The organism is Massilia eburnea, from assembly GCF_009720745.1.
In the GTDB taxonomy this organism is placed as follows: Bacteria; Pseudomonadota; Gammaproteobacteria; order Burkholderiales; family Burkholderiaceae_D; genus Rugamonas; species Rugamonas eburnea.
In genome coordinates this window covers 126,640-152,480 of the sequence record NZ_WNKX01000008.1, presented here as the reverse complement: position 1 = coordinate 152,480, position 25,841 = coordinate 126,640, and the positions used below count along the sequence as shown (strand labels likewise).

Below are 25,841 nucleotides of genomic sequence, written 5' to 3'. Positions count from 1 at the left end.
GGAGAGAACAAATGACCACCATCCTGCATATCGATTCAAGTGCACGGCCGGGCCGTTCGGGTGAGCAGGCACACGGCTCGCACACCCGGCGCCTGACTGCGCATTTCGTCGCGCGTTACCTCCAGCTCGATAGTGGGACAAAAGTCATCTATCGGGACGTCGGCGCGCAGCCGCCCTCGCCCGTCACCGGCGCATGGGTGCATGCGGCCTTCACTCCGCCGCCGCAACGCGAATCCTGGATGGCGGAAGCGCTTGCGCAAAGCGATGCGCTGGTCGACGAACTGCTGCAGGCAGACATTATCGTCGCCGGTGTGCCCATGTATAACTTTGGACCGCCAGCCCAATTCAAGGCCTGGCTCGACAACATTGTGCGCGTTGGACGGACCTTCGGCTTCGACCGCTCGCGCCCTGGCGAACCGTATTGGCCGCTGCTGGCGGATGCCGGCAAACAGCTGGTGATTCTCTCTTCGCGCGGCGATTACGGCTACGGTCCCGGGCAAAGGCTGGAAGGCATCAATCACGTTGAAGGATCGGTGCGCAGCGTCTTCCGCTATCTGGGCGTGACCGAAACGTACGGCGCCGCCATCGAATATGACGAATTTGCCGACGAGCGCCTGGCACGCTCCATCGCCGACGCGGAACACGCCACCGCACGCATTGCGGAAGGCGTCGCCGCAGGGCGCGTGCCAGCGGAGCGCCGCGTCGCCTGAGCGGCGGGCGGTGGCCGGGGAGGCCCCTACCTTCGGGGCCTCCCCGGCAAGATCCGGGCGGCTTGGCTATAATGGACCGATGCCCGAACTCCACACCATCTTACTGCTTGCCGCAGCAGGACTTTTCGCCGGCACGCAGAATGCGTTGGCTGGCGGCGGCTCCTTCATCACCTTCCCTGCCCTGCTGCTGGCGGGCCTCAATCCGGTCGCCGCCAACATGACGTCCACGGTCGCCATGTTCCCCAGCCAGACCACGTCCGCCGTCGCCGGCCGCAAATTTGCTGAAGGCGTGAGCGGCTTATCGTTCGCACAACTGTTCACGATCAGCATCGTGGGCGGCATTTTCGGCGCCATCCTGCTGTGGATCACGCCGCCGACCTTCTTCGCCAGGCTGGTGCCCTGGCTGGTGCTGTTCGCGACCGCCATGTTTGCCTGGGGCGCCTTCCGCCGCCAGCCGATACACGCGGCATCCAGCATGCCCAAGCCGGTGCTGGCCGTTATCCAGTTCTGTATTTCGATTTATGGCGGGTATTTCGGCGGCGGCATCGGCTTCCTGATGCTGGCCGCGCTGACTATCGCCGGCCAGCAGATCCGCGCCGCCACTGCCACCAAGAATATGCTGGCAATGGCGATGAACGCTTCGGCCACGCTGATCTTCGCCTTCTCCGGCATGATCAGCTGGGCTGCTGCCCTGGCCTTATGCGCTGGTGGTATTGCGGGCGGCCTTCTGGGATCGTGGCTGATCTATCGCCTTCCCCCGCAGCTGATGCGCATCTTTGTCGTGCTGGTGGGCGCAGTGCTCACCGTGTACATGTTCCTGCGCTGATCCCAGGGTCTGCAGGATAGGACAATCGGGGCGCTCGTCTCCGTGGCAAGCCTTCGCCAGGCTTGCCAGCGTGTCGCGCATTTCGGTCAGTTCCACGATGCGCTGGTTCAGTTCATCCACATGCCCCATGGCGATCGACTTGACGTCCGCACTGGCGCGCTTCGTATCCTGCCATAAGGACAACAGCTCGCCGATCTGCTCCAGCGAAAAGCCCAGGTTGCGCGCGCGCTTGATGAAGCGCAGCGCGTGCAGGTCCTTCTCACCGTAGATGCGGTAGCCGCTGTCGGTACGCGCAGTTTCCTTCACCAGGCCGATGCTCTCGTAGTAGCGGATCATTTTGGCGCTTACGCCGGAAGCGGCGGCAGCTTGTCCGATATTCATTGCTTATTCCTTCGATGGTTGCCAGCTGCGCAGCAATAGCGCGTTGCTGATCACGCTGACCGAACTGAATGCCATGGCGGCGCCGGCCAGCAATGGGTTCAGCATGCCGAGTGCGGCCAACGGAATCCCCGCCACATTGTAGATGAAGGCCCAGAACAGGTTCTGGCGGATCTTGCTGAAGGTGCGGTGCGAAATATCGATCGCGTCGGCCACCAGCAGCGGTTCGCCGCGCATCAATGTAATGCCGGCGGCGTTCATGGCAACGTCGGTGCCGGTGGCCATCGCTATGCCGACATGCGCCGCGGCCAGGGCAGGCGCGTCGTTGATGCCGTCGCCGACCATCGCAACGCGCTTGCCTTCTTCCTTGAGTTTCGCGATGACCGTCGTTTTGTCGGCCGGCAGGAGATTCGCCTCGACATGGCCGATGCCAAGCGCTTGCGCCACGGTTTGCGCGCTGCCCGCGTTGTCGCCGGTCAGCATGACGGTTGCGATGCCGCGTGCATGCAGGCGTTCGACTGCCGCGCGGGCATGCGGCTTGGGCTGGTCGGCGAAGGCCAGCAGTGCAAGCAGCCTGGCGCCACCGGCGCCGGCTTCGGCGAGCCATGAGATGGTATGGCCCTGCGCTTCCAATTCTGCGGCGCGCTGCTGAAGTGACGCCAGGTCTACGCCGCGCTCCGCCATCAGGCGCCCGCTGCCAAGGAGCAGGCCCATGCCATCGGCTTGCGCCGCCAATCCGCGTCCGGCCAGCGTCGTCACCGCGCTCGCGGTGAGCTGCGCCGCCCCCCCGGCAGCCGTCTCCGCATCGAGGACGGCACGTGCCAGCGAGTGCTCGCTGCCGCGCTGGATGGCGGCGGCAAGCTGCAGCGCGCGCTCGCGGGCGATACCGTTTGGCAGCAACTGCGCCAGCACCGGCTTGCCCTGCGTGAGCGTGCCGGTCTTGTCGAACACCACCGTATCGACCTGGCGCGCCATTTCCAGCGCTTCAGCATCCTTGATCAGGATTCCGTGGCGGGCAGCGACGCCGGTACCTGCCATGATGGCGGCCGGCGTAGCCAGTCCCAGCGCGCATGGACAGGCAATGACCATCACGACGACCGCGTTGATCAGGGCCTGCTCCGCATTGCCGGACACCATCCACCAGCCAATGAAGGTCAACACCGCAATCACCAGCACCACCGGCACGAAGACCGCCGCGACTTGATCGACCAGCTTCTGCACTGGCGCCTTCGCCGATTGCGCGTCTTCCACCAGGCGGATGATCCGCGACAGCGTGGTCTCGGCCCCGGTCGCGCTGGTGCGAACCAGCAGCAAGCCCTCGCCATTGATCGCGCCGCCGGTCACGCGGTCGCCCGCATGCTTGGCAACCGGCAGGCTCTCGCCGGTGATCAGCGACTCGTCGACGTGGCTCGCGCCATCGACCACCTCGCCGTCCACCGCCACGCGCTCGCCGGCACGGATCACCACAATATCGCCCACCCTCACCTGCTCGATCGGCAGGTCTGCGTCAGACTCCCCCTCGCGCCGCACACGCGCCGTCACTGGCCGCAGATCCTGCAAGGCGCGGATGGCGGAAGCAGTCTGCCGCTTGGCGCGCGCTTCCAGCCACTTGCCTAGCAAGACCAGGGTCAGCACCACCGCCGAAGCTTCGAAATACAGGTGCGCCATGCCCTGCGACGGAGACAGCGCCAGGTAGACGCTCAAGCCGTATGCCGCCGACGTTCCAAGCGCCACCAGCAAATCCATATTGCCTGCGCGCGCTTTCACCGCCTTCCAGCCGGCGCGGTAGAAGCGCGCCCCGAAGATGAATTGGACCGGCGTCGCCAGCAGCCATTGCAGCCATGCCGGCATCATCACGTGCAGGCCGAACCACTCCGCGACCATCGGCACCACCAGCGGCGCCGACAGGATGGCGGACAGGATCACGGCCAAGCCTTCGGAAATGCGCGGTGCGGAATCGGCCGCCGGGGCGGCCAGTTCGCTGGCTGTATAGCCGGCCTTGCCTATAGCCTGCTGCAAGGCGGCAAATGCCACCGGCGCATCGGAATCGACGCGCGCTGTCTCGGTGGCCAGGTTGACGGCGGCATGGGCCACACCCGGCACGGTGGCCAGCGCCTTCTCGACGCGGCGCACGCAGGATGCGCAACTCATGCCTTCAATGCGGACGGTTTGCTGGAACTGACTCATGGGACACTCCTCGCCTGTATTCTGGCGACCAGTATCAAGTATCCCATGATGGGAAGGTCAAGGACTATTTTTTAGAGCCTTTTACCATCGATAACCCATGCGCAGCGTCAGGCGCGAGCGGTCGTCATCCGGCATCTGGTCCGAACGCACCACCCGCCCATAGTCGAGCTGAAGGCTGGAACGCTTGCCCGTCAACATCCGCACGCCAACGCCGATGCTGCCAACGCGGCCGCTGCGCAGCTGCCCGGCGTAATTGCGGTTGTAGCGGATGTAATTGCGGTCATAGAACATCAGGGCGCGGCAATTGCGGAACAGCGAGGCGCACATATTGGGCGAGTACAGCTCGAGATTGCTGCCGATGCCGCCATCGCGCAGCACGTCGCGGTCGCGCATCATGTTGAGCGAGGTGAATACAGGCGGCGCCAGTGCATCCTGCAATGTCAGGTCGCCCGAGTTGTACTGGGTATTCACGCTGGCTTTCACGAACCAATCGCGCGGCAGTAACTGCGTCATGCTCGCAGCCAGGCGCACAGTGACATTATTGGCGTTGGGATTGCCGGGCCAGTCGGACAATCTCGATTGGCTGGCGCTCAGGTCGAACACAGTGGCAGGCGCTCGCTCACGCTCGCGCTCGGCCCGCAGGGGAGCGGCTGCAAGGTTTCCACAGGCGATGGCCAATGCGGCCATGCCGACCAGACGAGGCGCGGGGCTATTCATTTTCGTTCTCCCGGGCAATCACCCTGCTAATTTAGGCGAGATGGCCAAAGTGACAGGTATATTTTACTCCCGCATGGGCACGCACGGTTGAGTGTTGCTTATTTGGCGCTATCATTGACAAACTTGGGAAAACGACAAGAAAAGGGTAGTGCTGTGAGTGATACGGAACCATTGCAGTTGTACCGCAAATTGCAGGAAATCAGCACCCGCGTGCATGCCGCACGCGGTCTTGATGGGCTGATGGCGAGCGTGCCGGCCGACCTGTGCCACCTGTTCGACTGCGACCGCTGCCTGCTGTTCGTGATGGACCAGGAGAAGGATTACCTGGTCGCGCGCGAAACGCGGGTCGCCGTCACGCCGGGCAGCATCCCCGGCTACGTGGCCTTGACCCAGCAAGTGCTGGACATCGGCGACGTCTATGACGAGGCGCAACTGCGCGACATCTCGCCCGAACTGCAATTCCAGCGTGGCCCGGACCAGCGCACTGGCTATCGCACGCGGCAGGTGCTGGCCGCCCCCATCGTCGACGCGCAGGGCAAGGACCTGCTCGGCGTCATCCAGCTGCTGAACCCGCGCAGCGGAGAGCGCTTCAGCGCACTGCAGCGCGAATGCCTGCAAGCCTTGTGCGAAACACTGGCCGTTGCGCTGGCCGCCCGCCAGTCGCCACGCTTCGCCGCCACCGGCGGCGCGAAACCTGCCCGCGTCCACAGTGCTGCCGACGCCGATGCCGCCGCTGCGCTGGCCGACAAGATCATTACCGAGGCGTGCCGCCTCGATGCCTCCGACATCCATATTGAACCGCACACTGCGCGCGGGATATCGGTTCTGCGCCTGCGCCGCGATGGCGCCCTGCTGCCCTATGCCGAGGCTGCGCTGGACCTGCACGGCGCCCTGGTGGCGCGCCTGAAAGCCATGTGCGGCCTGCCCACCGTGGCGGCTGGCCACCCAGTCGAAGGCAAGCTGCTATTCCGCGAATTCAGCCAGCTGGATGTGGAACTGCGTGCCACATTCATTCCTTCCGCCGGCGGCATGGAAGACGTGGTGCTGCACCTGTTAAGCAGCGGCGCGCCGATGCCACTGGAACGCCTGGGCATGGCGCCCGCCGCACAAGACCAGCTGCGCGCCGCCATCGACACCACGCATGGCCTGTTCCTGCTGTGCGGCCCGGCCGGTTCGGGACGCACCACCGCCCTGCACTCGCTGCTGCTGCAGCTGGAGCGACCCGACGCCAAGGTCTGGACCATCGAAGAGCCGGTGGAGATCCTGCAGCCCGCAGCGCGCCAGGTGCCGGTGCAGCGCGAAACCGGTACCGACTTTGCAGCCGCCCTGCGCGCTGTGCTGCACGCCGATCCCGACCAGGTGGCGATTGGCGATATGCGCGACAGCGAAACTGCGGCCCTGGCCATCGAAGCAGCGCTGAACGGCCGCATGGTCCTGGGTTGCCTGCCGACAGCCAGCAGCACCGACACCATCAGCCGCCTGCATGAAATGGGCAGCGAACGCTTTGCCATGGCCGACGCCCTGCTCGGCGTGCTGGCCCTACGCCTGGCCAAGCGCCTGTGCGAGCACTGCAAGCTGGCTTACCAGCCGGGTGAGGCGGAACTGGAATTGCTGCTGGCCGAATACAGCGAGGAATTGCAGAAGACCGACGCCTGGCGCGCCGATCCGCGTGCCGCCAAAGTGCGCATCGTCAACGGCTGGCGCGAGCGCCATGGCGACGCGCGCGGCGGCTTCACGCTGTATCGGCCGGTAGGCTGCAGCGCATGCAGCAAGGGCTATAAAGGCCGCATCGGGCTGCACGAACTTCTCGTGCCCGGAGAGCATACGCGCCAGCTGGTGCGCGAACGCGCCACTGCGCCGCAGCTGCGCAACGCTGCGCTGGCGGAAGGCTTGCGGACTTTGAAAATGGACGGCATCGAAAAAATCCTGGCCGGCCTGACCGACGTGAAAGCTGTAAGGGGGGCACTGTGATTTCCCACCTATTCATCGGCGTCAACGACTTCGCCGCCGCGTACCGCTTCCATGCAGCCGTGATGGCTGCGCTGGGCCATGCACAGCGCTTCCGTGACGACAGCAAGCCCTGGGCCGCATGGCAGCCCGCTGGCGGTGGCCGTCCGCTGTTCATCATCGGCCGGCCCTACAACGGCGCGCCAGCCGCCCCCGGCAACGGACCGATGACCGCCCTGCTGGCGACTTCCCGTGCGGCGGTTGATGCGGCGCATGCGGCAGCGCTGGCGAACGGCGGCTGCTGCGAAGGTGCGCCCGGCCTGCGCCCCCAATATCACGCCAACTACTATGGCGCTTACTTCCGAGACCCGGACGGCAACAAGTTCGGCGTCTGCTGCCACGATCCCGCTTAAAGCGTTTTCTCGAAACAGGCCGCGGCCGGATTACCGGCGTAGCGGCCGAAGTTCTCGATACGCCGGTAGCCGTGCGCAAGATAGAACTGCACGGCGCGCGCGTTCACCAGCCGCGTTTCCAGCCGCAGCGCGCGGTAGCCGATGCGGCGCGCCTCCGCTTCGAGCCATGCCAGTAACGCGCTGCCGATGCCCTTGGTCCCAGGGCGCGCATACATGCGCTTGATCTCCGCGACGTCCGCGCTCTTCATGCCCGGCTCTCCCATTGGTCGCAGAGCGCCGCATCCCAATGCCCGGCCTTGCGCATCGCGCGCCAAGGCAAACCGCCCGCCATCGCCGCGTACATCGCTGGCGGCGAACTGGGTACGCCCGCTGTCGCCGGTGATTGACTGCAGCGTCTCGTCCAGTTCTGCGAGCAGCGCCACCGAATCGGGCGCCTCCGGATCCGCTGCCGCCACCTGCGGCAGCAGCTTGTACATGAAAGTGCTCGCGCCCAGGCGGCCGTCCGGCATGGTGGCGTACTGCGGAATCTCGCCGCAGCGCGCATAGCCAAGCTTGACGTACATGCCCTCGGCCGGTTCGCCAGTGCAGGTATCGAGCACAATCAGCGTGCGCCCAAGCGAGCGCGCAAGTACTTCGGCATGCCGCACCAGCGCCTGCGCCATGCCCCGGCGCCGCGCACGCGGATGCACCAGCATCTTGGACAGTTCCGCGCGATGGCGGCCATTCGGCATCCCCGCCGGCACCAGTTGCAGGGTGCCGTCGATGCGGCCATCGGCGCCGCGCACCACGAACAAGCGACGCTCGCCACGCTCCACCGCAGCGTGCAGGCCAAGCCAGAAGGCGCGCGCCTCCTCGTGCGGGAATGGCAGCTCGAAGCCGACACTGGCGCCGGCCAGCACGCAGGCGCGCAACACTTCCGCCAGTTGATCGGCGCCGGCCAGCAGCCCGGCCGCATCGAGTTCGCTTATGGCTGGCATATCGTCACCAGGTAATGGGCCCCGTGCGGGCCGGGGCAGGAAAAGCGCGTCGCGCCATACAAATGGAAGCGCAGGCAATCGCCTTTATGCAGGCGGTGCGTCACGCCATCGAGCGTGTAGTCCAGAATCCCGCTCAGCATCCAGATGTGCTGCTCCATGCCGCGCACCGGCGGCTGCGGGTAGTCGATCACGGCGCCGGCCGGCAGGTGCCCTTCCACCAGCTCGGCCTGGAAACTGCGCGCCGGCGGCGACACCATGCGGCGCCGGAATCCGCTGTGGGCGTCCTGCCATTCGGCCTGTTCGGCATGGCGCAGCAGCTGCGCCGGCTGCACCTCGACCTCCGCGATCAGGCGCGACATCGGCAAGCCGTACACTGCGCACAGCTTGCCCAGCATCTCCGCGGTCGGACTGGTTTCGCCGCGCTCCAGCCGCGACAAGGTGGCGCGGCTGATGCCGCTCTGCGTGGCCAGTTCTTCCAGCGCTAGGGCACGCTCTTCACGCAGCGCCGCCAGCCGCCGGACCAGCCGGTCTTCAAATGAATTTCCCATATTAGAGACAATATCTCAAATATGAGATGCACACAACAAGAAAAATGCGGCCCCGGAGAGCCGCAGTGTTCAATTGGAGCCCAGCACCCGCCAGCCCAGCAATACCAGCGCCAGCACGACGATGATCATTTTCCGGGTCGAGGCGCGCGCCAGCCACGGCGCCTGCTCCGTATTGCGAAGGCTGGTCGCTTCGCGGTTCATCAGGCGGAACTTGGTGGCGTAGTCTTCATTGGCAAAGCGGACCACCACTACGTCCAGGTCCGGATCAAAGGCCTTGGGCCAGATATTGATGGTCTTGCGCGCCCACAGCACCAGGGCCAGCGGCCCGTTGCGCAGCAGGAAATTAGCCAGGTGATTGCCCGCCGCATGCTGCTCGCAAAAAACGGTACGCTCAAGTGCAGGATGTCGCTCGTCACTGTCATGCCGCCGCCCAGGTTCGGCCGCATCGATTTCACCCGGCCAAGCCGGCTGGCGGCGCCCTGCAAGCGGTCTTTCTTGCCGCAGCGCGGACAGCTGTGCGGCCATTGCAGCGGTGGTATTGGGTCGCCGATGGCAACCCGGATTTCCGTCGACATGCATCATCCCAAAAATCCCAGGCGAAAAAAAGGGAGGCCGCAGCCTCCCTTCTTGACGTCATTTACAACATCACATGATCTTGGTGCCAACCCACCAGCCGATCGCAGCGATGAACGCCGACGCCGGAATGGTGAAGATCCAGGCCCAGACGATGTTGCCGGCCACGCCCCAGCGCACCGCCGACATCTTCTGCGACGAACCCACGCCGACGATCGCGCCGGTGATGGTGTGGGTGGTCGACACGGGCACGCCCAGCCCGGACGCGATCAGCACCGTGATGGCGCCGCCGGTCTCGGCGCAAAAGCCGCCTACAGGCTTCAGCTTGGTGATCTTCTGGCCCATGGTCTTGACGATGCGCCAGCCGCCGAACAGGGTGCCGAAGGAAATCGCGGTATAGCAGGACAGCACGACCCAGAACGGCGGCGATTTGTCGCCTGCCGCCACGTGACCGCTGGCAATCAGCAGCAGCCAGATGATGCCGATGGTCTTTTGCGCGTCGTTGCCGCCATGCGACAGCGAGTAGCCCGCAGCCGATACCAGCTGCAGGCGGCGGAACCAGCCGTCCACCTTGCGCGGGGTCGATTTCACGAACACCCACGACACGATCAGCATGATCAGGGAGCCGAGGAAGAAGCCCATCAGAGGCGAGATCACGATCCATTCCACGGTCTTGAGCAGGCCGTCGCTATTCAGGGTGCTGGTGCCGCCCTTGGCCACGGCCGCGCCCACCAGGCCGCCGATCAGGGCGTGCGAGGACGAAGACGGAATGCCGTAGTACCAGGTGATGATGTTCCACAGGATTGCGCCGGAGAGCGCGCCGAACACCACGTAATGGTCGACAATGTGCATATCGATCGTGCCCTTGCCCACTACGGCGGCAACCTTCAGGCCGACCACCCAGATGGCGACAAAGTTGAACACCGCCGCCATGGCCACTGCCGTCTGCGGCTTGAGCACGCCAGTCGACACCACGGTGGCGATCGCGTTGGCCGCATCGTGGAAGCCGTTCATGAAGTCGAAGGCAAGCGCCATCAGCACCAGCATGCCGACGACGTAAATGCTGATTTGAATGGTGTTCATTTATGCGTTCTCGACGATGATGCCTTCGATGATGTTGGCCACGTCTTCGCAACGGTCGGTCACGGTTTCCAGGATCTCGTAGATTGCCTTCATCTTGATCAGGTTGCGCACGTCCGGTTCGTCGCGGAACAGCTTGGACATGGCGGCGCGCATCACGTGGTCGGCGTCCGATTCCAGGCGGTCGATCTCTTCGCAGATGCCGACGATCTTGGAGGCGTTGTTCATGTTCGACAGCAGGGCCACGGCTTCCTTGACCTTCTCGCAGCAAGCCAGCACCAGTTCGGCCAGGCGCTTGGTTTCCGGGGTCACGGAGTGCAGGTCGTACAGCGACACGGTCTGGGCGCCGTCTTCCATCAGGTCCAGGATGTCGTCCATCTTGGTGATCAGCTTGTGGATGTCGTCGCGGTCCAGCGGGGTGATGAAGGTCTTGTGCAGCAGGTCGACCGCCTGGTAGGTGATCTTGTCAGCCTGCTTTTCGATGCTTTCGATGGCGTGTACGCGGTTTTCGAGGTCGTCGAAGTTAGCCATCAGGCCCAGCATCTCTTTGGCGCCCTTCACGCACAGTTCCGCGTGCTGGTTAAACATGTCAAAGAATTTGCCCTCCGAGGGCATCAAGCGTCCAAACATTTTTGTTCTCCGTTGGTTGATTCGTTGGTACTGCAGCATAGCCACCCAGCGTGGCTTGCCTGGTAATCAGTCGCCTTGGTAGATCGACAGGTTACCGGTGTAATTGCCAAACTTGGTGTACGCACCGATCCAGGTCAGGCGCACCGCGCCGATCGGACCGTTACGCTGCTTGCCGATAATGATCTCGGCGGTACCTTTATCCGGCGAGTCGGGGTTATAGACTTCGTCGCGATACAGGAAAATGATCACGTCCGCGTCCTGCTCGATAGCGCCGGATTCGCGCAGGTCGGACATGACGGGACGTTTATTGGGACGTTGTTCCAGCGATCGGTTCAGCTGGGAGAGTGCAATGACGGGGCAATGCAGCTCCTTGGCCAGGCCCTTGAGGGAACGCGAGATCTCGGAAATCTCGGCCGAGCGGTTGTCGCCCGGCTGGCTGCCCTGCATCAGCTGCAGGTAGTCGACCACGATCAGGCCCAGTTTCCCGCATTGGCGGGCCAGGCGGCGCGCACGGGCGCGCATCTCGATCGGGTTCAGTGCCGGGGTCTCGTCGATGTAGACCTGGGCTTCATTCATTTTCTGGATGGCGTGCGTCAGGCGCGGCCAATCCTCGTCGATCAGTTTGCCGGTACGCAGGCGGTGCTGGTCCAGCAGGCCGACAGAACCAAGCATACGCATGGCCAGCTGCACGCCGCCCATCTCCATCGAGAACACGGCGACCGGCAGGCCGGCCTCCACCGCCACGTTTTCGGCGATGTTCATCGAGAAGGCGGTCTTGCCCATCGACGGACGGCCGGCCACGACCACCATGTCGCCCGGCTGCAGGCCCGATGTCATCTTATCCAGGTCGGTCCAGCCGGTCGGCACGCCGGTGATTTCGGAGCCGGAATCGCGCGAATACAGTTCGTCGATACGCTCCACCACCTGGGTCAGCAGCGGCTGCACCGGCAGCCAGCCGGCGGCGCCGCGCGAACCCGCTTCGGCGATGGCGAAGATCTTCGCTTCCGCCTCGTCCAGGATCTGCTTGACATCCTTGCCTTGCGGGCTGAAGGCGTTGCCGGACACTTCGTCGGCCACGGTGATCAGCTTGCGCAGCACGCCGCGGTCACGCACGATTTCCGCATAACGGCGGATATTGGCCGCCGACGGCGTGTTCTGCGCCATGGCGTTCAGGTAGGCCATGCCGCCCACCTCGTCCGCCTTGCCCAGCATGCTCAGGGCTTCGAACACAGTCACCACGTCGGCCGGCTTGCCCGAGTTAATCAGGCGGATCATCTGCTCGAAGATGATGCGGTGGTCGTAGCGGTAGAAGTCTTCCGCATTCATGAAGTCCGCAATACGGTCCCACGCCGCGTTGTCACGCAACAAACCACCGATGACAGATTGCTCTGCCTCGATCGAGTGCGGCGGGATGCGGAGAGAATCGACTTGTGGGTCGGACTGGGGTGCGGCGTTCATGGCGCGCATTATACCTGCTTCGGCAAGCCGGGAATATCGCCGGAAAATAAAAAAAGCCGGGCGAACCCGGCTTTTTTGATGTAGATACGACGCTGATTAAGCAGCTTCGCCTACGACGGCAACGGTGACTTCCACTACCACGTCGGTGTGCAGGGCAACGGCCACTGGGAACTCGCCGGTGGTCTTCAGAGGACCGGTTGGCAGGCGCACAGCAGCTTTTTCCACTGCGAAGCCAGCTTTCGACAGGGCTTCAGCGATGTCGAAGTTGGTCACGGAACCGAACAGACGGCCGTCAACGCCGGCTTTCTGGGATACGGTCACGGTCATGCCGGCCAGCTTTTCGCCTTGGGCTTGAGCAGCAGCCAGCTTGGCGGCAGCAGCTTTTTCCAGTTCAGCGCGCTTGGCTTCGAATTCAGCAACGGCAGCGGCGGTAGCGCGGCGAGCCAGTTTCTGAGGGATCAGGAAGTTACGGGCGTAGCCGTCTTTCACTTTCACCACGTCGCCCAGGTTGCCGACGTTAACAACTTTTTCCAGCAGGATGATTTGCATAATATTTCTCCAGGATCTCTGATCTGATCGCTAATTAAGCGTGGTGCAGATCGGTGTATGGCAGCAGGGCCAGGTAGCGGGCGCGCTTGATCGCGGTGTCGACTTGGCGCTGGTAGTGCGCTTTGGTACCGGTCAGGCGTGCTGGCATGATCTTGCCGTTTTCCTGGATGAAATCTTTCAGGGTGTCTACGTCTTTGTAGTCCACTTGCTCAACGCCAGCGGCGGTGAAGCGGCAGAACTTCTTGCGCTTGAACAGTGGGTTTTGTTGCTTGCGCTTTTCTTTCAGCTTGAGCTTGTTTTTGTCGAACTTTTTACCGAATGCCATTTTAGGCTCCTGTATTTAAAAATTGCGCTGTCTTAAACAGCACGAAAATCAATGATGTGAAACACCAGGGTTCTGCTATTGCGGTTCTTCTTGGCCAGGAAGCCGGTGAACTCGTACAAGCCTCCAAGGGGCGCCTGACTGAATCGTTTTGACAACTCGCCTGCCGCAACGGCAGGGATCTCAAACTCGGTCAGTCGGGCAATGCCTGCCTCTGTCTGCTGCGAACTGTGCTGCAAGCTTGCATTCACAATCGGCAGGCCGGCCGGGGTGTAACGAATTTCATCCCGTTCGGCGATCAGGGCGGTCACCCGGAGCTGGTTGTACAGACCGTCTCCTGTCAGGAATTAGGCCGCTGCAGGCGCTGCTGGGGCTTCGGCGCGATGGCTCTTGGCCGCGTCTTCACGCTGGACCGACTTCATCATCGGGGAAGGAGCGGTTTCCGCTTTCTTCATCTTGACGGTCAGGTGACGCAGCACGGCATCATTGAATTTGAACGCAGTTTCCAGTTCGACCAGAGTTTCGTTGTCGCACTCGATGTTCATGCAGATGTAGTGTGCCTTGGCCAGTTTCTGGATCGAGTAAGCCATTTGACGGCGGCCCCAATCTTCAACACGGTGCACGTTACCGCCGCGCGAGGTCACGCTGGTCTTGTAACGTTCGATCATCGCGGGCACTTGCTCGCTCTGGTCCGGATGGACGATAAATACGATTTCGTAGTGACGCATTAATAACTCCCTTAAGGACTGTGAATATAGCCCACCCCGGCGTCAAGACGGGTGTGGGAAGAGGTAAGCCCGCAAGCATAGCAGACTTTGCCGCCCGGCTCAAGGTTTACTGACGCCGCGCAAAACGCCCTGCCCTGGGCCTGGCATGCTGGGCCATGGACCGTCCTGACCTCGCCTGGAAGCTCTTGCTGCTGCGCAGCCTGCCTGCTGTGCTGGCGAACCTTTTCCCGGAAATTTACGCCTTGATCGACTGGGCGCTCCGATATTGCATTCCCGACAAGAACCTGCCGCCCTTGGCAGCCGACAGCCGGACGGGTGAACGTGAACCTGATTTTGTTGCCATCGTGTCACTTAAAAGCGGGCAGCAGGCCTGCATTCACATTGAAATCCAATGTACCCGGCAAGCGTGCTTCGCAGAACGCATGGAGCTTTACCATGCCCGGCTGCGCGATCGTTTCGGCATGCAGGTCTTCAGCCTGGCAATCCTTGGCGATCCGAGTCCTACCTGGCGCCCGAACTCCACCTCGCAATTGCTTTACGGTTGCGGCACCACCTTCCGCTTCCCAATCGCCAAATTGCTGGACTTCCGCGACAGGCTGGAGACGCTGCTCGATGCAAGGGAGCCGGCAACCTTGGCACTGGCTTGCCATGTGATCGCCTTGGCTACCCGCCGCCATCCCGAAGTGCGCTACCGTACGAAGCGCCGCTTGTTGTGGTCGCTTCACGAAAATCACATCACAGGCCAGGAACTAATCGAACTGCAAAAGGTCTTAGACTGGATGCTGCCGCTCCCAATGGCTTGGCGAAGGAGGTTAATCATGGATATCGAAGAATTTATCCTGGAGCATGAGAAAGAGGACAAAAACAGCCTCAATTACATTATTCCCGAACTAATTTTGCGACGCTGCAAAAAGCGGGCCGAGGATGAAGGTCGGGCTGAGGGCTTGGCGAAGGGCTTGGCTAAAGGCTTGGCTAAAGGCTTGGCGGAGGGCTTGGCTGAGGGCCGGACTGAAGGCAGGGCTGAAGGAGAAGCGCTCGGCGCAATGCAGGGTCAGCGTCGCACGCTCATGCTTCAGCTGGAAGCGCGGTATGGCAGGCTACCCGGCCGCGCAATGAAAGCCCTGGCGCGCGCGGATCCGGCGCAACTCGACCAGCTGGCTGTCGCCTTGTTTGATGCGGACTCGCTCAAAAATGCTTTAAACGCTGCTGGCTTGCGTATCTGACGATACAGAAGCAATCATGATTCCAACCATGAAAGCAATGCCAGCCGCGACCCAGATAAGCGAAGCAATGACGTCAAACGTCCACATGCGCTCTGGGAACTTATAAAGGTAAGGCACAACCAGCAATCCCCGCAGCAGGCAAACCGCAGCGATGGTGCCCTGCGCCATTTGCGCAAACGGCAGCCAGTGCAAACGGCCTGCACCTGCCAGCGCATACAGACAGCAGACGAACATCAGCGCGCCGATGACTGCCGCGCCGGCTGGCGCGAACCAAGTCCCTGCACGGGCGGACGCCACCACTCCGGGCGGGGCCTGGAGGAAGGCGTACCACTCCGGCCCCAGCAGCGGCGCCGCAAAATGGATCAATGCACCGAAAAGCGAAATCCCCGCCGCCAGCAAGAAAGCAAGCCGTCCCATCCGCACCTCCAATGGTTATCGAATCAACATTAAGCCGAATATTTTCTGTCGATGCAACAAATTTGCTTGCAATTCCTTTCATACTGTACAAAAATACAGACTGTCTATAATCACAGTCCACCATGGCGCCATGATCAAGCTCACAGCACGACAAGAACAGATCCTCGACCTGATCAAGGATGCAATTGAAAACACGGGTTTTCCACCGACCCGCGCAGAAATCGCCGCAGAGCTCGGCTTCAAATCCGCCAACGCAGCGGAAGAACACTTGAAGGCGCTGCAGCGCAAAGGCGCAATTGAAATCACCGCCGGCACTTCGCGCGGCATCCGCCTGACCGGCAACTTCGGCGGCCCGGCAACCGGCACCGCAAAACCAAGTCCAGCTCCGCGCGCCAAAGTCGAATTCGACGACATGCCAGCCGTCCCTGCAGGCTTACTGGTCAGCCTGCCCCTGATCGGCCGTGTGGCCGCCGGCTCGCCCATCCTGGCACAGGAAAACCTGGAAACGACCTACAGCGTCGACCCCAACCTGTTCTCTGCCAAGCCTGACTTCCTGCTGAAAGTGCGCGGCGAATCGATGCGCGACATCGGCATCATGGACGGCGACCTGCTGGCGGTGAAAAAGACCGACAGCGCCCGTAACGGCCAGGTGGTGGTAGCCCGCATCGGCAACGACGTCACGGTCAAGACCTACCGCAAGACCGGCAGCAAGATCGAACTCCTGCCGGAAAACCCGGACTTCAACATCATCACCGTCAACCCGGAAGACGACTTCGCCCTGGAAGGACTGGCAGTCGGCCTGATGCGGACCTGGCACTGATGTTCAAGCTGTACGGCAGCGCCGAATCGGGCCACGCCTTCAAGGTGCGGCTGATGCTGGAAGTGGCGGCGCTGCCATACGAATACGAAGAAGTCGATTTGCGCCTCGACCGCGCGGCGCGTCCCGAACCTTTTCGCAGTCTCGCCAGATACGGCGAAGTCCCGCTGCTGGTGCACGATGGGCAACCCTACGTGCAATCCAACGCTATCCTGCTATTCCTTGCACAGCACACAAAAGCCTTCGGCGGCGAAACAGCCGAACGCTTGGCGCGCTGCCGCGAATGGCTGTTCTGGGAAGCCAACCGCATTGGCACCTCCCTGCCCCATCTGCGCTTCGGCCAGCGCTTCGACCGGCAAGCTTACCCGCCCGGCGTGCTCGATTGGATGCGCACCCGCTTCGATGCCGATATCGCCCGCCTGAACGAGGAGCTGTCCGACGGCCGCAGCTTCCTGCTTGGCGATGCGCCCACCGTCGCCGACTTCTCAACTTGCGGCTATATGTTCTGGCCCGAGCAAGCCCAGGTCGGCTACCCGGCGCACGTGGGTGCCTGGCTGGAGCGGATTCGTGCCCTCCCCGGCTGGCGCCATCCCTACAAAATGGCCGGCGTAGTGCCTTTCTAAGCCGTCCTGGCCGCAGATTCCTGCAGCCCGTCGCACCGGCGTGCCAAGAAGCCGCAGCAAGAGTTATCCTTCTTGCATCAACAAAAAGAGAAGGAGGAGACATGTTTGCCCGCCGTTTCAGCGCCACCCTGTGTGCGCTCGCAATTGCGTCCATCGCCTACGGCGCCGCACCGCAGCAGCAATTCGCCAAAATGGGCGACCTGCAGCTTGAGAGCAAAGCCACCATCAACGACTGCGCGATCGGCTACCGCACCATCGGCGCCCTGAATGCGGACAAGTCCAACGCCATCCTGTTCACCACCTGGCACACCGGCACCAGCCGCGACGCCATCGGCATGCTGCAAAGCGGCGCCTTGTTCGATCCCGCGCCATGGTATGTGATCGTCGTCGATGCGCTGGGCAACGGCGTTTCCTGCTCCCCCTCCAACAGCAAGACCCAGCCCGGCACTGCCTTCCCGCAATTTTCCGTGCGCGACATGGTGGAAAGCCAGCACAAGCTGCTGACGGAAAAACTGGGCATCAACCACCTGCACGCCGTCATGGGCTACTCGATGGGCGGCATGCAGACGTTCCAGTGGGCGGCAAGCTACCCAGGCTTCATGGACGTCGCCATCCCGATTGCTGGCACGCCGCGACTGACGTCTTCCGACATGCTGTTCCTGCGCATCGTCGAGAAGTCCGTGGTCGACGAGCCGGCCTATGCAGGCGGCCGATACACAAAGAATCCGCCCCTGCCGATGTATAACCTGCTGTTCGCCATGAACTTCGACAGTCCCGCACACCGCAGCGCACGCACCGCACCAAAGGACTTCGAGAAGTTCTACCGCGAGAGCATGGCCTCCGATCCAGACGGCACGGACGCCAACAACTCCCTCTGGCAGATCCGCGCCATCCTCGGCCACGACATTGCCCAAGGCGGCAAGATAGAAGACGCTGCAGCCCGCATCAAGGCACACGTTTATCCAATCAATGCCGCGCAAGACCACCTGGTCAATCCCGCGCCAAGCATCACCTTCGCCAGGCTGCGCAAGGAAGAAGCCACCATCCTCGACACCGACTGCGGCCACGGGGCACTGCGCTGCGCCATGCCCGCCATGAAAGCCGTGGTGGAAAAAGCGCTGCGCTAACGGCTGAGCCCGTGTCCCACCTTGGGGTCACACCCGTTTCGGGACACGGGCTCGGCCGATAAACAGCTGAACTCGTGTCCCATTTCGGGTGTGACCCCATGGTGGGACACGGGCTGGAGTGTATTAGTCGAGGGCGCTCTTGAAGTCGGCGATCAGGTCGGCGGTGTCTTCGATGCCGACGGAGACGCGGATCAGGCTGTCGGCAATGCCCATCGAGGCGCGGCGCTCTGGGCCCATCTCGTAGAAGATGGTGTGCGAGACGGGAATCACCAGGGTGCGGGTGTCGCCCAGGTTGGAGGTTGGGATCGCGAGCTTCAGCTTGTTCAGGTAGTCGAAGCAGTCGATACCTTCCTTCAGTTCAAAGCTCAACAGCGAGCCGAAATCCTTGAACAGCTCAGCTGCGATGCCATGCTGCGGGTGCGATTCCAGGCCGGGGTAGTAGACGGCAGCCACGCGTTCATCCGCTTCCAGCATTTCCGCCAGCGCGCGGGCATTGGCGGAAGTGCGGTCCATGCGCAGCGCCAGCGTTTCAGCGCCAACGGCGATATGGTGGGCAGCTTCCGGCGCCAGCGACGCGCCGAAATCGCGCAGCGCCTTGGCGCGGATCTGCACCAGGCCCCATTGGACCGAAGGGTTCTTTTTGTAGTTCTCGAAGATATTCGGGAACCTGGTCCAGTCATATGCGCCGGTATCGGTCAGCGCGCCGCCCAAGGCGTTGCCATGGCCGCCAATCGATTTGGTCAGGGCATTCACCACCAGGCCCGCGCCGACGTCTTTCGGGCGGAACAGGTAGGGCGAGGTCATCGTGTTGTCGACGATGTACAGGATGCCGCGCTCCGCGCACAGTTCGCCGATGCGTTTCAGGTCGGCGATCTGGGTGCGCGGGTTGGCGATCGTTTCCACGAACACCATGCGGGTTTCAGGCTTGAGCGCGGCCGCCACATTGGCCACGTCGGTGGCGTCGACAAAGTCCACGCCCACGCCCTGCCCGGCCACGGTTTGCCACAGCGAGTTGGTATTCCCGAACAGGAAAGACGACGACACGACATGGTCGCCGGCACGCAGCAGCGCCTGGAACACGGCGCCGATGGCGCCCATGCCCGTAGCGAAGCAGATCGTGCCCACGCCCTGCTCCATCTTGCTGACCTTATCCTCCAGCGCGGCAACGGTAGGGTTGCCCTGGCGGCCGTAGCGGAAGCCCGGCTCCTTGCCCTGGAAGACCGACGCCAGCTGGCGAGCGTCGGCATAGCCGAAAGTCACCGAGGTGTGGATCGGCTTGTGCAGCGAGCCGTGTTCGATGCCTTTCTGGCGGTCGTTGTGCAGGATGGTGGTCGTGAAGCCGTAGTTCTTCATCAGGATTCCGTCGTAGCTGTATTCAGGTTCAGTTGCGTGCGTGCCGCGTCTTCAGCAACCTTGGCCTTCTTTGGGTTGTGGCGCGCCTGCTCGATGCGGTCCAGGTACTCTGCCGACACGTCGCCGGTGATGTACTTGCCGTCGAAGCAGGACGCTTCGAATTCCGTCAGCGCAGGGTTGACGTCGGCGATGGATTTCTTCAAGTCTTCCAGGTCCTGGTAGACCAGCGCGTCGGCGGTGATTTCTTCACAAATCTGCTGTACGGTGCGGCCGTGGGCGATCAGTTCGTCGCGGGTCGGCATGTCGATGCCGTACACGTTCGGGTACAGCACCGGCGGCGCGGCGGAGGCGAAGATCACTTTCTTGGCGCCGGCTTCGCGCGCCATCTGCACGATTTCGCGCGACGTGGTGCCGCGCACGATGGAGTCGTCCACCAGCAGCACGACCTTGTCCTTGAACTCGTCGCCGATGGCGTTCAGCTTCTGGCGCACGGATTTCTTGCGCATCGCCTGGCCAGGCATGATGAAGGTGCGCCCGATGTAACGGTTCTTGATGAAGCCTTCGCGGTAATCCACCCCCAGGCGCATCGCCAGCTGGATCGCAGCAGGACGCGAGGAATCAGGGATCGGCATCACAACGTCCACCCCTTCGGCCAGGCCTTCGCGCTTGATCTTGTCTGCCAGGTACTCGCCCATTTTCAGGCGGGTGTTGTAGACGGAGGCGCCGTCGATCACGGAGTCAGGACGCGCCAGGTACACGTACTCGAACACGCAAGGATTCAGTTTCGGCGCGGCGGCGCAGATCTGCGCATGCAGGTTGTTGTCGTTGTCGATGAAGATCGCTTCGCCCGGCAGCACGTCGCGCACGAAACGGAAGCCCATGCCTTCCAGCGCCACGGATTCGGACGCAATCATGTATTCCTTGCCATCGGCGGTCTCGTTTTCGCCCAGGCACAGCGGACGAATGCCGTTCGGGTCGCGGAAAGCCAGCATGCCGCTGCCCGCGATCTGCGCCACCGCAGCATAGCCGCCGCGCACGCGCTTGATCAGCACCGTCACCGCCTGGAAGATGTTGGCCGGCGTCAGGTGAACGTCGGTGGAGGCTTTCTGGATCTCGTGCGCCAGCACGTTCAGCAACACTTCCGAGTCGGAATCGGTGTTGATGTGACGGCGGTCATTCTTGAACATCTCGTCCTTGAGCTGTTCCCAGTTGGTCAGGTTGCCGTTGTGCGCCAGCGTGATGCCGAACGGCGCGTTGACGTAGAACGGCTGCGCTTCTTCTTCGCTGGAAGAACCGGCGGTCGGGTAGCGGCAATGGCCGATACCGGAATTGCCGTTCAGCGAACGCATATTCCGGGTGCGGAACACGTCGCGCACCAGGCCATTGGCTTTGTGCATGGAGAACGTGTTGCTTTGGTTGGTTGCGATGCCTGCCGCATCCTGGCCGCGATGCTGCAACAGCAGCAGCGCGTCATACAGCATCTGGTTGACTGGTTGGTGGGATACGACGCCGACGATGCCACACATGGTGTGCTCCTAAACTTGGTACTGCGGATTTAACGAATTCTAAAAATGGACATGCTGCGCCACATCGGCGGGCAGGAATGGTTTTACGCTTCGCACGCCGGATTCCGCCATGGGACTCAACAGCGCGTTCTTCCAGAAATCCTGCTTCGGCATGGAAGTCATCCCTGCCAATATGACGCCGGCCAGCACAATCACAATGCCTCGCGCCAGTCCAAACAAGCTTCCCAGGCCGCGATCGGCCAGCGACAGGCCGCCGGCCTCGATCAGCGCCTCGATCGCCATGGTCACCAGGGCAATCAGGATGCGCGCAACGATAAACAGTGCAATGAAGGCAACAATCAGGCGCACCACGACGCCCGGGATGGCCTCCGGCAGCATGGCCGCGAGCCACGGGCCGTAAGCGTTGGCGACGACAAAGGCAATGATCCAGCCGGCCAGCGAGAGTATTTCTTTGACCAGGCCGCGCAGGGTGCCGATGATGACGGAGGAGACAAGCACGAAAATAACCAGGTAATCAAAAATCGTCACGTCAGTGCAGCCTCAGATCATCCTGTCAGGCCGGGGTCAGGCTGCCGTTCAGGCCCAGTTTGACCAGCTTGGCTTTGACCTTTTCGGCTTCTTCCTTGTTCGGGAATGGACCGACTCGCACGCTGGTCAATTCGCCACTGGCGGTAGTGACCTTTTGCGCATAGGACTTGATGCCGGCATCACCCAGCTTGCGCTGCAGCTCTTCCACTTTTTCTTTCGCGGCGAAGGCGCCGACCTTGATCACAAACTTGGTCGATGGCGCAGCTTCGGCGGGCTTGCCTTCCAGGATAGCCATGGCGCGCGCATCGTCGGACGGGGCGGGCTTGGCTTCCGGTTTCTTCGGCTCCGGCTTCGGTTCGGTGTGCTTTACTTCGGCCTTGGCGACTTTAGGCTCGGTCGCTTTTGGTTCGGCCGCTTTTGGCGGCTTTACAGGTTCGGTCACCGCCGGCTTGCTCGGCAAGTGGACAATCTCTTCGCCCTTGTCGAGGGCGGCGCCGGCTGCGGCGACCGGCGCCACTGTGCGCGAAGACGTCGCGGCGGCCGGCTTGGCGGAAGCAGGCGTTGTGGCTGGAGCCTGGCTTGGCGCGGCTGGCTGTTCGATTGCTGGAACCGGCGCAGGTGCGGTCGCAGGACCGCCATTCAGCGGCTCGCCCGGCTTGTCCTTGGACGGCATATTGATGGCGATATCCGACACCGACGATTTAGGTTCGGAATCGAGCAGCATCGGCAGGCCGATGGCAACAGCGAGGGCCAGCGCAATGGCGCCGACCAGGCGGCGGCGGGCGCGCTTTTTCTCTGGCAGTACAGGATCTGGAGTATTTTTACCGGCGCCGCGGCGCGGTGCCGCGTCGGCGCCGGCACTGGATGCGCGCTTGGAACGGGCTTTTTCGCTCAGGTCCCGGTCGTCCTGGGCGCGATAGTAGCCGCTGTCTTCACCAGCGGCATCTTGCTTGTCTTTGCCAAATTTCGATAACAAGCCCATGCGTGATTTTCTCAGTGGAGTGAGGATTTTTTCGCCGCCATGACGCCGGCGACGGTCAGGAATGATCCAAAGACCACAATTCTATCATTCTCGCCCGCCCTGCTCATCGCATTTGCGAATGCCTGGCCTGGATCATCGAAAATATTGGCGGTTTTCTCACCCATTTTCGGTTCAATCGACTGCACCTTGGCGGCCAGCTCGGAAGCGGTGGCCGCGCGCGGCGATGGCAGATTGGTAAGGCACCAATGGTCGACGCACGGCGCCATGGCCTTGATCACGCCATCGATATCCTTGTCGTGCATGGATCCGAACACCGCGAAGGTGTACGGGCTGTAGCCCATATTGCCCACGTTCTGCGCCAGCGCGGCAGCAGCGTGCGGGTTGTGCGCCACGTCGTAAATCACGGTCGGACGGCCCGGCAGCACCTGGAAGCGGCCCGGCAGTTCCACCATCACCAGGCCGGTGCGGACTTCCTGCGCGCCGACTGGCAGTTCCATCTTCAGCGCTTCCAGTGCAGCCAGCGCCGCGCAGGCGTTGAGCAGCTGGTTGGCGCCGCGCAAGCCAGGATAAGCCAGCGAATTGCGGCGCTGCGAACGGCCGCCATAGTTCCACTGCTGCTTGTCGCCCGCATAATTAAAGTCACGGCCCATCAGCCACAGGTCGGCGCCGATTTCCACGGCATGGTCGATCAGTGCCTGCGGCGGCACCGGGTCGCTGCAGATCGCCGCCTTGCCGGTGCGGAAAATGCCGGCTTTCTCGAAGCCGATCTGTTCGCGCGTGCCGCCCAGGTAATCCACGTGGTCGATGTCGACGCTGGTCACGATGGAAACATCGGCGTCGATCACATTGACCGCATCCAGGCGTCCGCCCAGCCCCACCTCCAGGATGACCACATCCAGGGGCGCTTGCGACATCAGGTGCATGATCGCCAGCGTGGTGAATTCAAAATACGTCAGCGAGATGTCGCCGCGCGCCCGTTCCACGAAATTGAATGCCTCCACCAGCTGCTCGTCGCTCGCCATGTCCCCATTCAGGCGCGCACGCTCGTTGAAGTGCAGGAAGTGCGGCTTGATGTACAGGCCAACGCGGTAGCCGCCCTGCAGCAGGATCGACTCCAGCATAGCGCAGGTCGAGCCTTTGCCGTTGGTGCCGGCCACCATGATGACCGGGCACTTGAACTGCAGGCCCATGCGTTCCTTGACCGCGCGTACGCGCTCCAGGCCCATATTGATGACGGTTTCGGCGTGGCGCGACTCGATCAGCGCAAGCCATTCGGGGAGGGTATTCGGGAGATTGGACATTATCGCCAGGGAGGGAGTCTGGGCGCGCAGCGCAGGAGGCTGCGCGCGCCGGGTAAAACGTAAAGCTTAGGCCAGAACTTCGACGGCCTGGTTCTGCATCAGCGCCAGCAGGCGGGCGATTTCTTCGCGCATCTGGCGGCGGTCCACGATCATGTCGATCGCGCCCTTCTGCAGCAGGAACTCGGAACGCTGGAAGCCTTCCGGCAGCTTTTCACGCACGGTGTTTTCGATCACGCGCGGGCCGGCAAAGCCGATCAGCGCTTTCGGCTCTGCCATCACCACGTCGCCCATGAAGGCGAACGATGCGGACACGCCGCCCATGGTCGGGTCGGTCAGCACCGAGATGAACGGCAGCTTCTTCTCGGCCAGCTTGGTCAGCATGGCGGTGGTTTTCGCCATCTGCATCAGCGACAGCAGGCCTTCCTGCATACGGGCGCCGCCGGTGGCGGTCACGCAGATGAACGGCACCTTCTGTTCCAGCGCAACCTGGGCTGCGCGGGCGAAACGCTCGCCCACCACGGAACCCATGGAACCGCCCATGAATTCGAATTCGAAGCACGCCACGACAACCGGCAGGCTCATGATCGAGCCGCCCATCGCGATCAGGGCGTCGGTTTCGCCGGTGGCTTCCATCGCCTGCTTCAGGCGATCAGGGTATTTCTTGCTGTCTTTGAACTTCAGCGTATCGACCGGCAAGGTTTCCTGGCCGATTTCATAACGGCCGCCGGCGTCCAGCAGTGCGTCCAGGCGCTCACGGGCGCGGATACGCATGTGGTGGTCGCATTTTGGGCAGACGTGCAGGTTCGACTCGAGGTCGGTACGGTACAGCACAGCCTCGCAGGATGGGCATTTCACCCACAGGCCTTCAGGCATTGTCTTGCGAGCGGCAGCGTCCGAGCGCTGGATGCGCGGTGGCAGCAATTTTTCCAACCAGCTCATAAATTTCTCCTCTTGCACTAACTTAGGCCGGAAGTGTAGCCGGTTCTGCCTGTCCTGTCGAACAAAACAGGCAGATTATTGCTTTCAGATCAACGCTTTTCGTCGAGTGCCTGGCGAATGCCGGAAACGAACGATCGTACTGATTTTGCAGCATTTTCCGGGCCTGCCGCCTCGATTTCCTGGATGATGCGGCTGCCGATCACCACGGCATCGGCCACACTGGCCACGGCCCTGGCGGTCGCGCCGTCGCGGATGCCGAAGCCGACGCCCAGCGGCAGCTGGACGTGCTTGCGGATCATGTCCAGGCGGCGCGCCACGTCTTCGGTGTCGATGTGGCCGGCGCCGGTGACGCCTTTCAGTGACACATAGTACGTGAAACCGCTGCCGACGCGCGCCACTTGCTGCACGCGCGCTTCGGTCGAGGTGGGGGCCAGCAGGAAGATCAGGTCCTGCCCTGCCGCGCGCATCTTGGCCGCGAATTCCTCGCACTCTTCCGGCGGGTAGTCGACCACGATGGCGCCGTCGGCGCCGGCGGAGCTGCTGGCGTCAATGTAGGCGTCGGCACCCAGGCGCTCGATCGGGTTGGCGTAGCCCATCAGGACCACCGGGGTGGTGCTGTTCGTTTTGCGGAATTCACGCACGAAGTCGAAGCAGTCGCGGATGCTGACACCATGGGCCAGGGCGCGCTCGCAGGCGCGCTGGATCACGGGGCCTTCGGCCATCGGGTCGGAGAATGGGATGCCGAGTTCGAGGATGTCGGCGCCGCCCTCGACCAGGGCGTGCATCAGTTCCACGGTTTTGCCGGGTTCTGGGTCACCAGCGGTGATGAAGGTGACCAGGGCTTTTTTGTTTTGCGCTTTCAGGGCGGCGAAAGTATTTGCGATACGAGTCATGTTTTTTCCTTTTCAACCCGGTAAACCTGGGTCTGACCCAAGGGTCAGACCCCGTCTACTCGGCAGCCG

Annotated in this window: 28 protein-coding genes and 1 pseudogene; 8 read left to right on the top strand and 21 right to left on the bottom strand. The window is 62.5% G+C overall.

Annotated elements, in window-relative coordinates; genetic code table 11:
• Positions 1-11: 11 nt before the first annotated feature.
• Both GM658_RS12970 and GM658_RS29295 read left to right on the top strand, forming a co-directional pair.
• Positions 12-710, top strand: a complete 699-nt coding sequence (locus GM658_RS12970; protein ID WP_155454460.1) for an FMN-dependent NADH-azoreductase — start codon at positions 12-14, stop codon at positions 708-710.
• A gap of 79 nt (positions 711-789) precedes the next feature.
• Complete coding sequence (locus GM658_RS29295) at positions 790-1,536, top strand: sulfite exporter TauE/SafE family protein (protein WP_155454459.1); 747 nt, start codon at positions 790-792, stop codon at positions 1,534-1,536.
• Here the strand turns inward: GM658_RS29295 and cueR are convergent.
• From cueR to GM658_RS12950, 3 genes and pseudogenes are all read right to left on the bottom strand, one after another.
• Positions 1,537-1,917: pseudogene (cueR, locus tag GM658_RS12960) on the bottom strand (Cu(I)-responsive transcriptional regulator); the annotation flags it as partial. It lies immediately after the preceding gene.
• Positions 1,918-1,920: 3 nt separating this feature from the next.
• Positions 1,921-4,101 (bottom strand): heavy metal translocating P-type ATPase, encoded by a 2,181-nt coding sequence (locus tag GM658_RS12955; RefSeq protein ID WP_155454458.1) that lies wholly within the window; start codon positions 4,099-4,101, stop codon positions 1,921-1,923.
• Positions 4,102-4,182: 81 nt separating this feature from the next.
• Positions 4,183-4,818 carry a ShlB/FhaC/HecB family protein gene (locus tag GM658_RS12950; protein ID WP_155454457.1) on the bottom strand — a complete coding sequence of 212 codons (636 nt, stop codon included), beginning with the start codon at positions 4,816-4,818 and terminating at the stop codon, positions 4,183-4,185.
• A gap of 153 nt (positions 4,819-4,971) precedes the next feature.
• Between GM658_RS12950 and GM658_RS12945 the strand changes: the two genes are divergently transcribed.
• Positions 4,972-6,789 carry a GspE/PulE family protein gene (locus GM658_RS12945; RefSeq protein WP_371865100.1) on the top strand — a complete coding sequence of 606 codons (1,818 nt, stop codon included), beginning with the start codon at positions 4,972-4,974 and terminating at the stop codon, positions 6,787-6,789.
• On the top strand, positions 6,786-7,178 hold the full coding sequence (locus GM658_RS12940) for a VOC family protein (RefSeq protein WP_170298787.1): 393 nt from the start codon (positions 6,786-6,788) through the stop codon (positions 7,176-7,178). Before GM658_RS12945 ends, GM658_RS12940 begins: the two co-directional genes overlap by 4 nt.
• Here the strand turns inward: GM658_RS12940 and GM658_RS29660 are convergent.
• The 10 genes from GM658_RS29660 to rpsF form a co-directional block, all read right to left on the bottom strand.
• Positions 7,175-8,155 carry a GNAT family N-acetyltransferase gene (locus tag GM658_RS29660; RefSeq protein WP_155454456.1) on the bottom strand — a complete coding sequence of 327 codons (981 nt, stop codon included), beginning with the start codon at positions 8,153-8,155 and terminating at the stop codon, positions 7,175-7,177. The two genes, GM658_RS12940 and GM658_RS29660, sit on opposite strands and share 4 nt — an antisense overlap.
• Positions 8,143-8,703, bottom strand: a complete 561-nt coding sequence (locus GM658_RS12930; RefSeq protein WP_155454455.1) for a helix-turn-helix domain-containing protein — start codon at positions 8,701-8,703, stop codon at positions 8,143-8,145. Before GM658_RS12930 ends, GM658_RS29660 begins: the two co-directional genes overlap by 13 nt.
• Positions 8,704-8,772: 69 nt before the next feature.
• Positions 8,773-9,228 (bottom strand): hypothetical protein, encoded by a 456-nt coding sequence (locus tag GM658_RS12925; RefSeq protein WP_170298786.1) that lies wholly within the window; start codon positions 9,226-9,228, stop codon positions 8,773-8,775.
• A 120-nt stretch (positions 9,229-9,348) separates the two neighbouring features.
• On the bottom strand, positions 9,349-10,359 hold the full coding sequence (locus GM658_RS12920) for an inorganic phosphate transporter (RefSeq protein WP_155454453.1): 1,011 nt from the start codon (positions 10,357-10,359) through the stop codon (positions 9,349-9,351).
• Positions 10,360-10,986, bottom strand: a complete 627-nt coding sequence (locus GM658_RS12915; protein ID WP_155454452.1) for a DUF47 domain-containing protein — start codon at positions 10,984-10,986, stop codon at positions 10,360-10,362.
• A 66-nt stretch (positions 10,987-11,052) separates the two neighbouring features.
• Complete coding sequence (locus GM658_RS12910; protein ID WP_155454546.1) at positions 11,053-12,444, bottom strand: replicative DNA helicase; 1,392 nt, start codon at positions 12,442-12,444, stop codon at positions 11,053-11,055.
• A gap of 96 nt (positions 12,445-12,540) precedes the next feature.
• Positions 12,541-12,993, bottom strand: a complete 453-nt coding sequence (gene rplI, locus GM658_RS12905) for a 50S ribosomal protein L9 (protein ID WP_155454451.1) — start codon at positions 12,991-12,993, stop codon at positions 12,541-12,543.
• Positions 12,994-13,027: 34 nt separating this feature from the next.
• Positions 13,028-13,318, bottom strand: a complete 291-nt coding sequence (rpsR, locus tag GM658_RS12900) for a 30S ribosomal protein S18 (RefSeq protein WP_057259638.1) — start codon at positions 13,316-13,318, stop codon at positions 13,028-13,030.
• Positions 13,319-13,350: 32 nt separating this feature from the next.
• Positions 13,351-13,626: a primosomal replication protein N gene (gene priB / locus GM658_RS12895; RefSeq protein WP_371865098.1), complete on the bottom strand. Its 276-nt coding sequence runs from the start codon at positions 13,624-13,626 to the stop codon at positions 13,351-13,353.
• A 36-nt stretch (positions 13,627-13,662) separates the two neighbouring features.
• On the bottom strand, positions 13,663-14,043 hold the full coding sequence (gene rpsF / locus GM658_RS12890; protein WP_130311009.1) for a 30S ribosomal protein S6: 381 nt from the start codon (positions 14,041-14,043) through the stop codon (positions 13,663-13,665).
• Positions 14,044-14,198: 155 nt separating this feature from the next.
• Here rpsF and GM658_RS12885 point away from each other — a divergent pair, with 155 nt between their 5' ends.
• Entirely contained in the window at positions 14,199-15,266 is a 1,068-nt protein-coding gene (locus GM658_RS12885) for a FliH/SctL family protein (protein ID WP_155454449.1), read from the top strand.
• Here GM658_RS12885 and GM658_RS12880 read toward each other — a convergent pair.
• The gene (locus GM658_RS12880; RefSeq protein WP_155454448.1) at positions 15,240-15,683 is read right to left on the bottom strand and encodes a hypothetical protein; all 444 of its coding nucleotides are present in this window, start codon (positions 15,681-15,683) and stop codon (positions 15,240-15,242) included. The genes GM658_RS12885 and GM658_RS12880 overlap by 27 nt on opposite strands.
• Before the next feature lie 130 nt (positions 15,684-15,813).
• On the opposite strand from GM658_RS12880, the gene lexA reads away from it, so the two are divergent.
• The 3 genes from lexA (at position 15,814) to GM658_RS12865 (ending at position 18,250) form a co-directional block, all read left to right on the top strand.
• Complete coding sequence (lexA, locus tag GM658_RS12875; protein WP_155454447.1) at positions 15,814-16,503, top strand: transcriptional repressor LexA; 690 nt, start codon at positions 15,814-15,816, stop codon at positions 16,501-16,503.
• Positions 16,503-17,123 (top strand): glutathione S-transferase family protein, encoded by a 621-nt coding sequence (locus GM658_RS12870; RefSeq protein ID WP_155454446.1) that lies wholly within the window; start codon positions 16,503-16,505, stop codon positions 17,121-17,123. The genes lexA and GM658_RS12870 overlap by 1 nt, the downstream gene beginning before the upstream one ends.
• 101 nt (positions 17,124-17,224) lie before the next feature.
• Positions 17,225-18,250 carry an alpha/beta fold hydrolase gene (locus GM658_RS12865; protein ID WP_155454445.1) on the top strand — a complete coding sequence of 342 codons (1,026 nt, stop codon included), beginning with the start codon at positions 17,225-17,227 and terminating at the stop codon, positions 18,248-18,250.
• A 123-nt stretch (positions 18,251-18,373) separates the two neighbouring features.
• Here GM658_RS12865 and GM658_RS12860 read toward each other — a convergent pair whose 3' ends face one another.
• The 7 genes from GM658_RS12860 to trpA all read right to left on the bottom strand — a co-directional run bounded on the left by GM658_RS12860 (position 18,374) and on the right by trpA (position 25,772).
• The gene (locus GM658_RS12860; protein WP_155454444.1) at positions 18,374-19,603 is read right to left on the bottom strand and encodes a cystathionine gamma-synthase family protein; all 1,230 of its coding nucleotides are present in this window, start codon (positions 19,601-19,603) and stop codon (positions 18,374-18,376) included.
• Positions 19,603-21,129, bottom strand: a complete 1,527-nt coding sequence (purF, locus tag GM658_RS12855; protein WP_155454443.1) for an amidophosphoribosyltransferase — start codon at positions 21,127-21,129, stop codon at positions 19,603-19,605. Before purF ends, GM658_RS12860 begins: the two co-directional genes overlap by 1 nt.
• Positions 21,130-21,168: 39 nt before the next feature.
• The gene (locus tag GM658_RS12850) at positions 21,169-21,657 is read right to left on the bottom strand and encodes a CvpA family protein (protein WP_170298785.1); all 489 of its coding nucleotides are present in this window, start codon (positions 21,655-21,657) and stop codon (positions 21,169-21,171) included.
• A 25-nt stretch (positions 21,658-21,682) separates the two neighbouring features.
• Complete coding sequence (locus tag GM658_RS12845) at positions 21,683-22,639, bottom strand: SPOR domain-containing protein (protein ID WP_155454442.1); 957 nt, start codon at positions 22,637-22,639, stop codon at positions 21,683-21,685.
• Between the two features lie 11 nt (positions 22,640-22,650).
• Complete coding sequence (gene folC / locus GM658_RS12840) at positions 22,651-23,940, bottom strand: bifunctional tetrahydrofolate synthase/dihydrofolate synthase (protein WP_155454441.1); 1,290 nt, start codon at positions 23,938-23,940, stop codon at positions 22,651-22,653.
• Positions 23,941-24,006: 66 nt separating this feature from the next.
• On the bottom strand, positions 24,007-24,879 hold the full coding sequence (accD, locus tag GM658_RS12835; protein ID WP_155454440.1) for an acetyl-CoA carboxylase, carboxyltransferase subunit beta: 873 nt from the start codon (positions 24,877-24,879) through the stop codon (positions 24,007-24,009).
• An 89-nt stretch (positions 24,880-24,968) separates the two neighbouring features.
• Positions 24,969-25,772, bottom strand: coding sequence for a tryptophan synthase subunit alpha (gene trpA, locus GM658_RS12830; RefSeq protein WP_155454439.1), 804 nt, complete (start codon positions 25,770-25,772; stop codon positions 24,969-24,971).
• Between the last annotated feature and the right edge of the window lie 69 nt (positions 25,773-25,841).

Coding starts and splice junctions, on each gene's coding strand:
- GM658_RS12970 (WP_155454460.1), top strand. CDS start 12: ATGACCACCATCCTGCATATCGATTCAAGTGCACGGCCGGGCCGTTCG.
- GM658_RS29295 (WP_155454459.1), top strand. CDS start 790: ATGCCCGAACTCCACACCATCTTACTGCTTGCCGCAGCAGGACTTTTC.
- GM658_RS12955 (WP_155454458.1), bottom strand. CDS start 4,101: ATGAGTCAGTTCCAGCAAACCGTCCGCATTGAAGGCATGAGTTGCGCA.
- GM658_RS12950 (WP_155454457.1), bottom strand. CDS start 4,818: ATGAATAGCCCCGCGCCTCGTCTGGTCGGCATGGCCGCATTGGCCATC.
- GM658_RS29660 (WP_155454456.1), bottom strand. CDS start 8,155: ATGCCAGCCATAAGCGAACTCGATGCGGCCGGGCTGCTGGCCGGCGCC.
- GM658_RS12930 (WP_155454455.1), bottom strand. CDS start 8,703: ATGGGAAATTCATTTGAAGACCGGCTGGTCCGGCGGCTGGCGGCGCTG.
- GM658_RS12925 (WP_170298786.1), bottom strand. CDS start 9,228: ATGGCCGCACAGCTGTCCGCGCTGCGGCAAGAAAGACCGCTTGCAGGG.
- GM658_RS12920 (WP_155454453.1), bottom strand. CDS start 10,359: ATGAACACCATTCAAATCAGCATTTACGTCGTCGGCATGCTGGTGCTG.
- GM658_RS12915 (WP_155454452.1), bottom strand. CDS start 10,986: ATGTTTGGACGCTTGATGCCCTCGGAGGGCAAATTCTTTGACATGTTT.
- GM658_RS12910 (WP_155454546.1), bottom strand. CDS start 12,444: ATGAACGCCGCACCCCAGTCCGACCCACAAGTCGATTCTCTCCGCATC.
- rplI (WP_155454451.1), bottom strand. CDS start 12,993: ATGCAAATCATCCTGCTGGAAAAAGTTGTTAACGTCGGCAACCTGGGC.
- rpsR (WP_057259638.1), bottom strand. CDS start 13,318: ATGGCATTCGGTAAAAAGTTCGACAAAAACAAGCTCAAGCTGAAAGAA.
- rpsF (WP_130311009.1), bottom strand. CDS start 14,043: ATGCGTCACTACGAAATCGTATTTATCGTCCATCCGGACCAGAGCGAG.
- GM658_RS12885 (WP_155454449.1), top strand. CDS start 14,199: ATGGACCGTCCTGACCTCGCCTGGAAGCTCTTGCTGCTGCGCAGCCTG.
- GM658_RS12880 (WP_155454448.1), bottom strand. CDS start 15,683: ATGGGACGGCTTGCTTTCTTGCTGGCGGCGGGGATTTCGCTTTTCGGT.
- lexA (WP_155454447.1), top strand. CDS start 15,814: ATGATCAAGCTCACAGCACGACAAGAACAGATCCTCGACCTGATCAAG.
- GM658_RS12870 (WP_155454446.1), top strand. CDS start 16,503: ATGTTCAAGCTGTACGGCAGCGCCGAATCGGGCCACGCCTTCAAGGTG.
- GM658_RS12865 (WP_155454445.1), top strand. CDS start 17,225: ATGTTTGCCCGCCGTTTCAGCGCCACCCTGTGTGCGCTCGCAATTGCG.
- GM658_RS12860 (WP_155454444.1), bottom strand. CDS start 19,603: ATGAAGAACTACGGCTTCACGACCACCATCCTGCACAACGACCGCCAG.
- purF (WP_155454443.1), bottom strand. CDS start 21,129: ATGTGTGGCATCGTCGGCGTCGTATCCCACCAACCAGTCAACCAGATG.
- GM658_RS12845 (WP_155454442.1), bottom strand. CDS start 22,639: ATGGGCTTGTTATCGAAATTTGGCAAAGACAAGCAAGATGCCGCTGGT.
- folC (WP_155454441.1), bottom strand. CDS start 23,940: ATGTCCAATCTCCCGAATACCCTCCCCGAATGGCTTGCGCTGATCGAG.
- accD (WP_155454440.1), bottom strand. CDS start 24,879: ATGAGCTGGTTGGAAAAATTGCTGCCACCGCGCATCCAGCGCTCGGAC.
- trpA (WP_155454439.1), bottom strand. CDS start 25,772: ATGACTCGTATCGCAAATACTTTCGCCGCCCTGAAAGCGCAAAACAAA.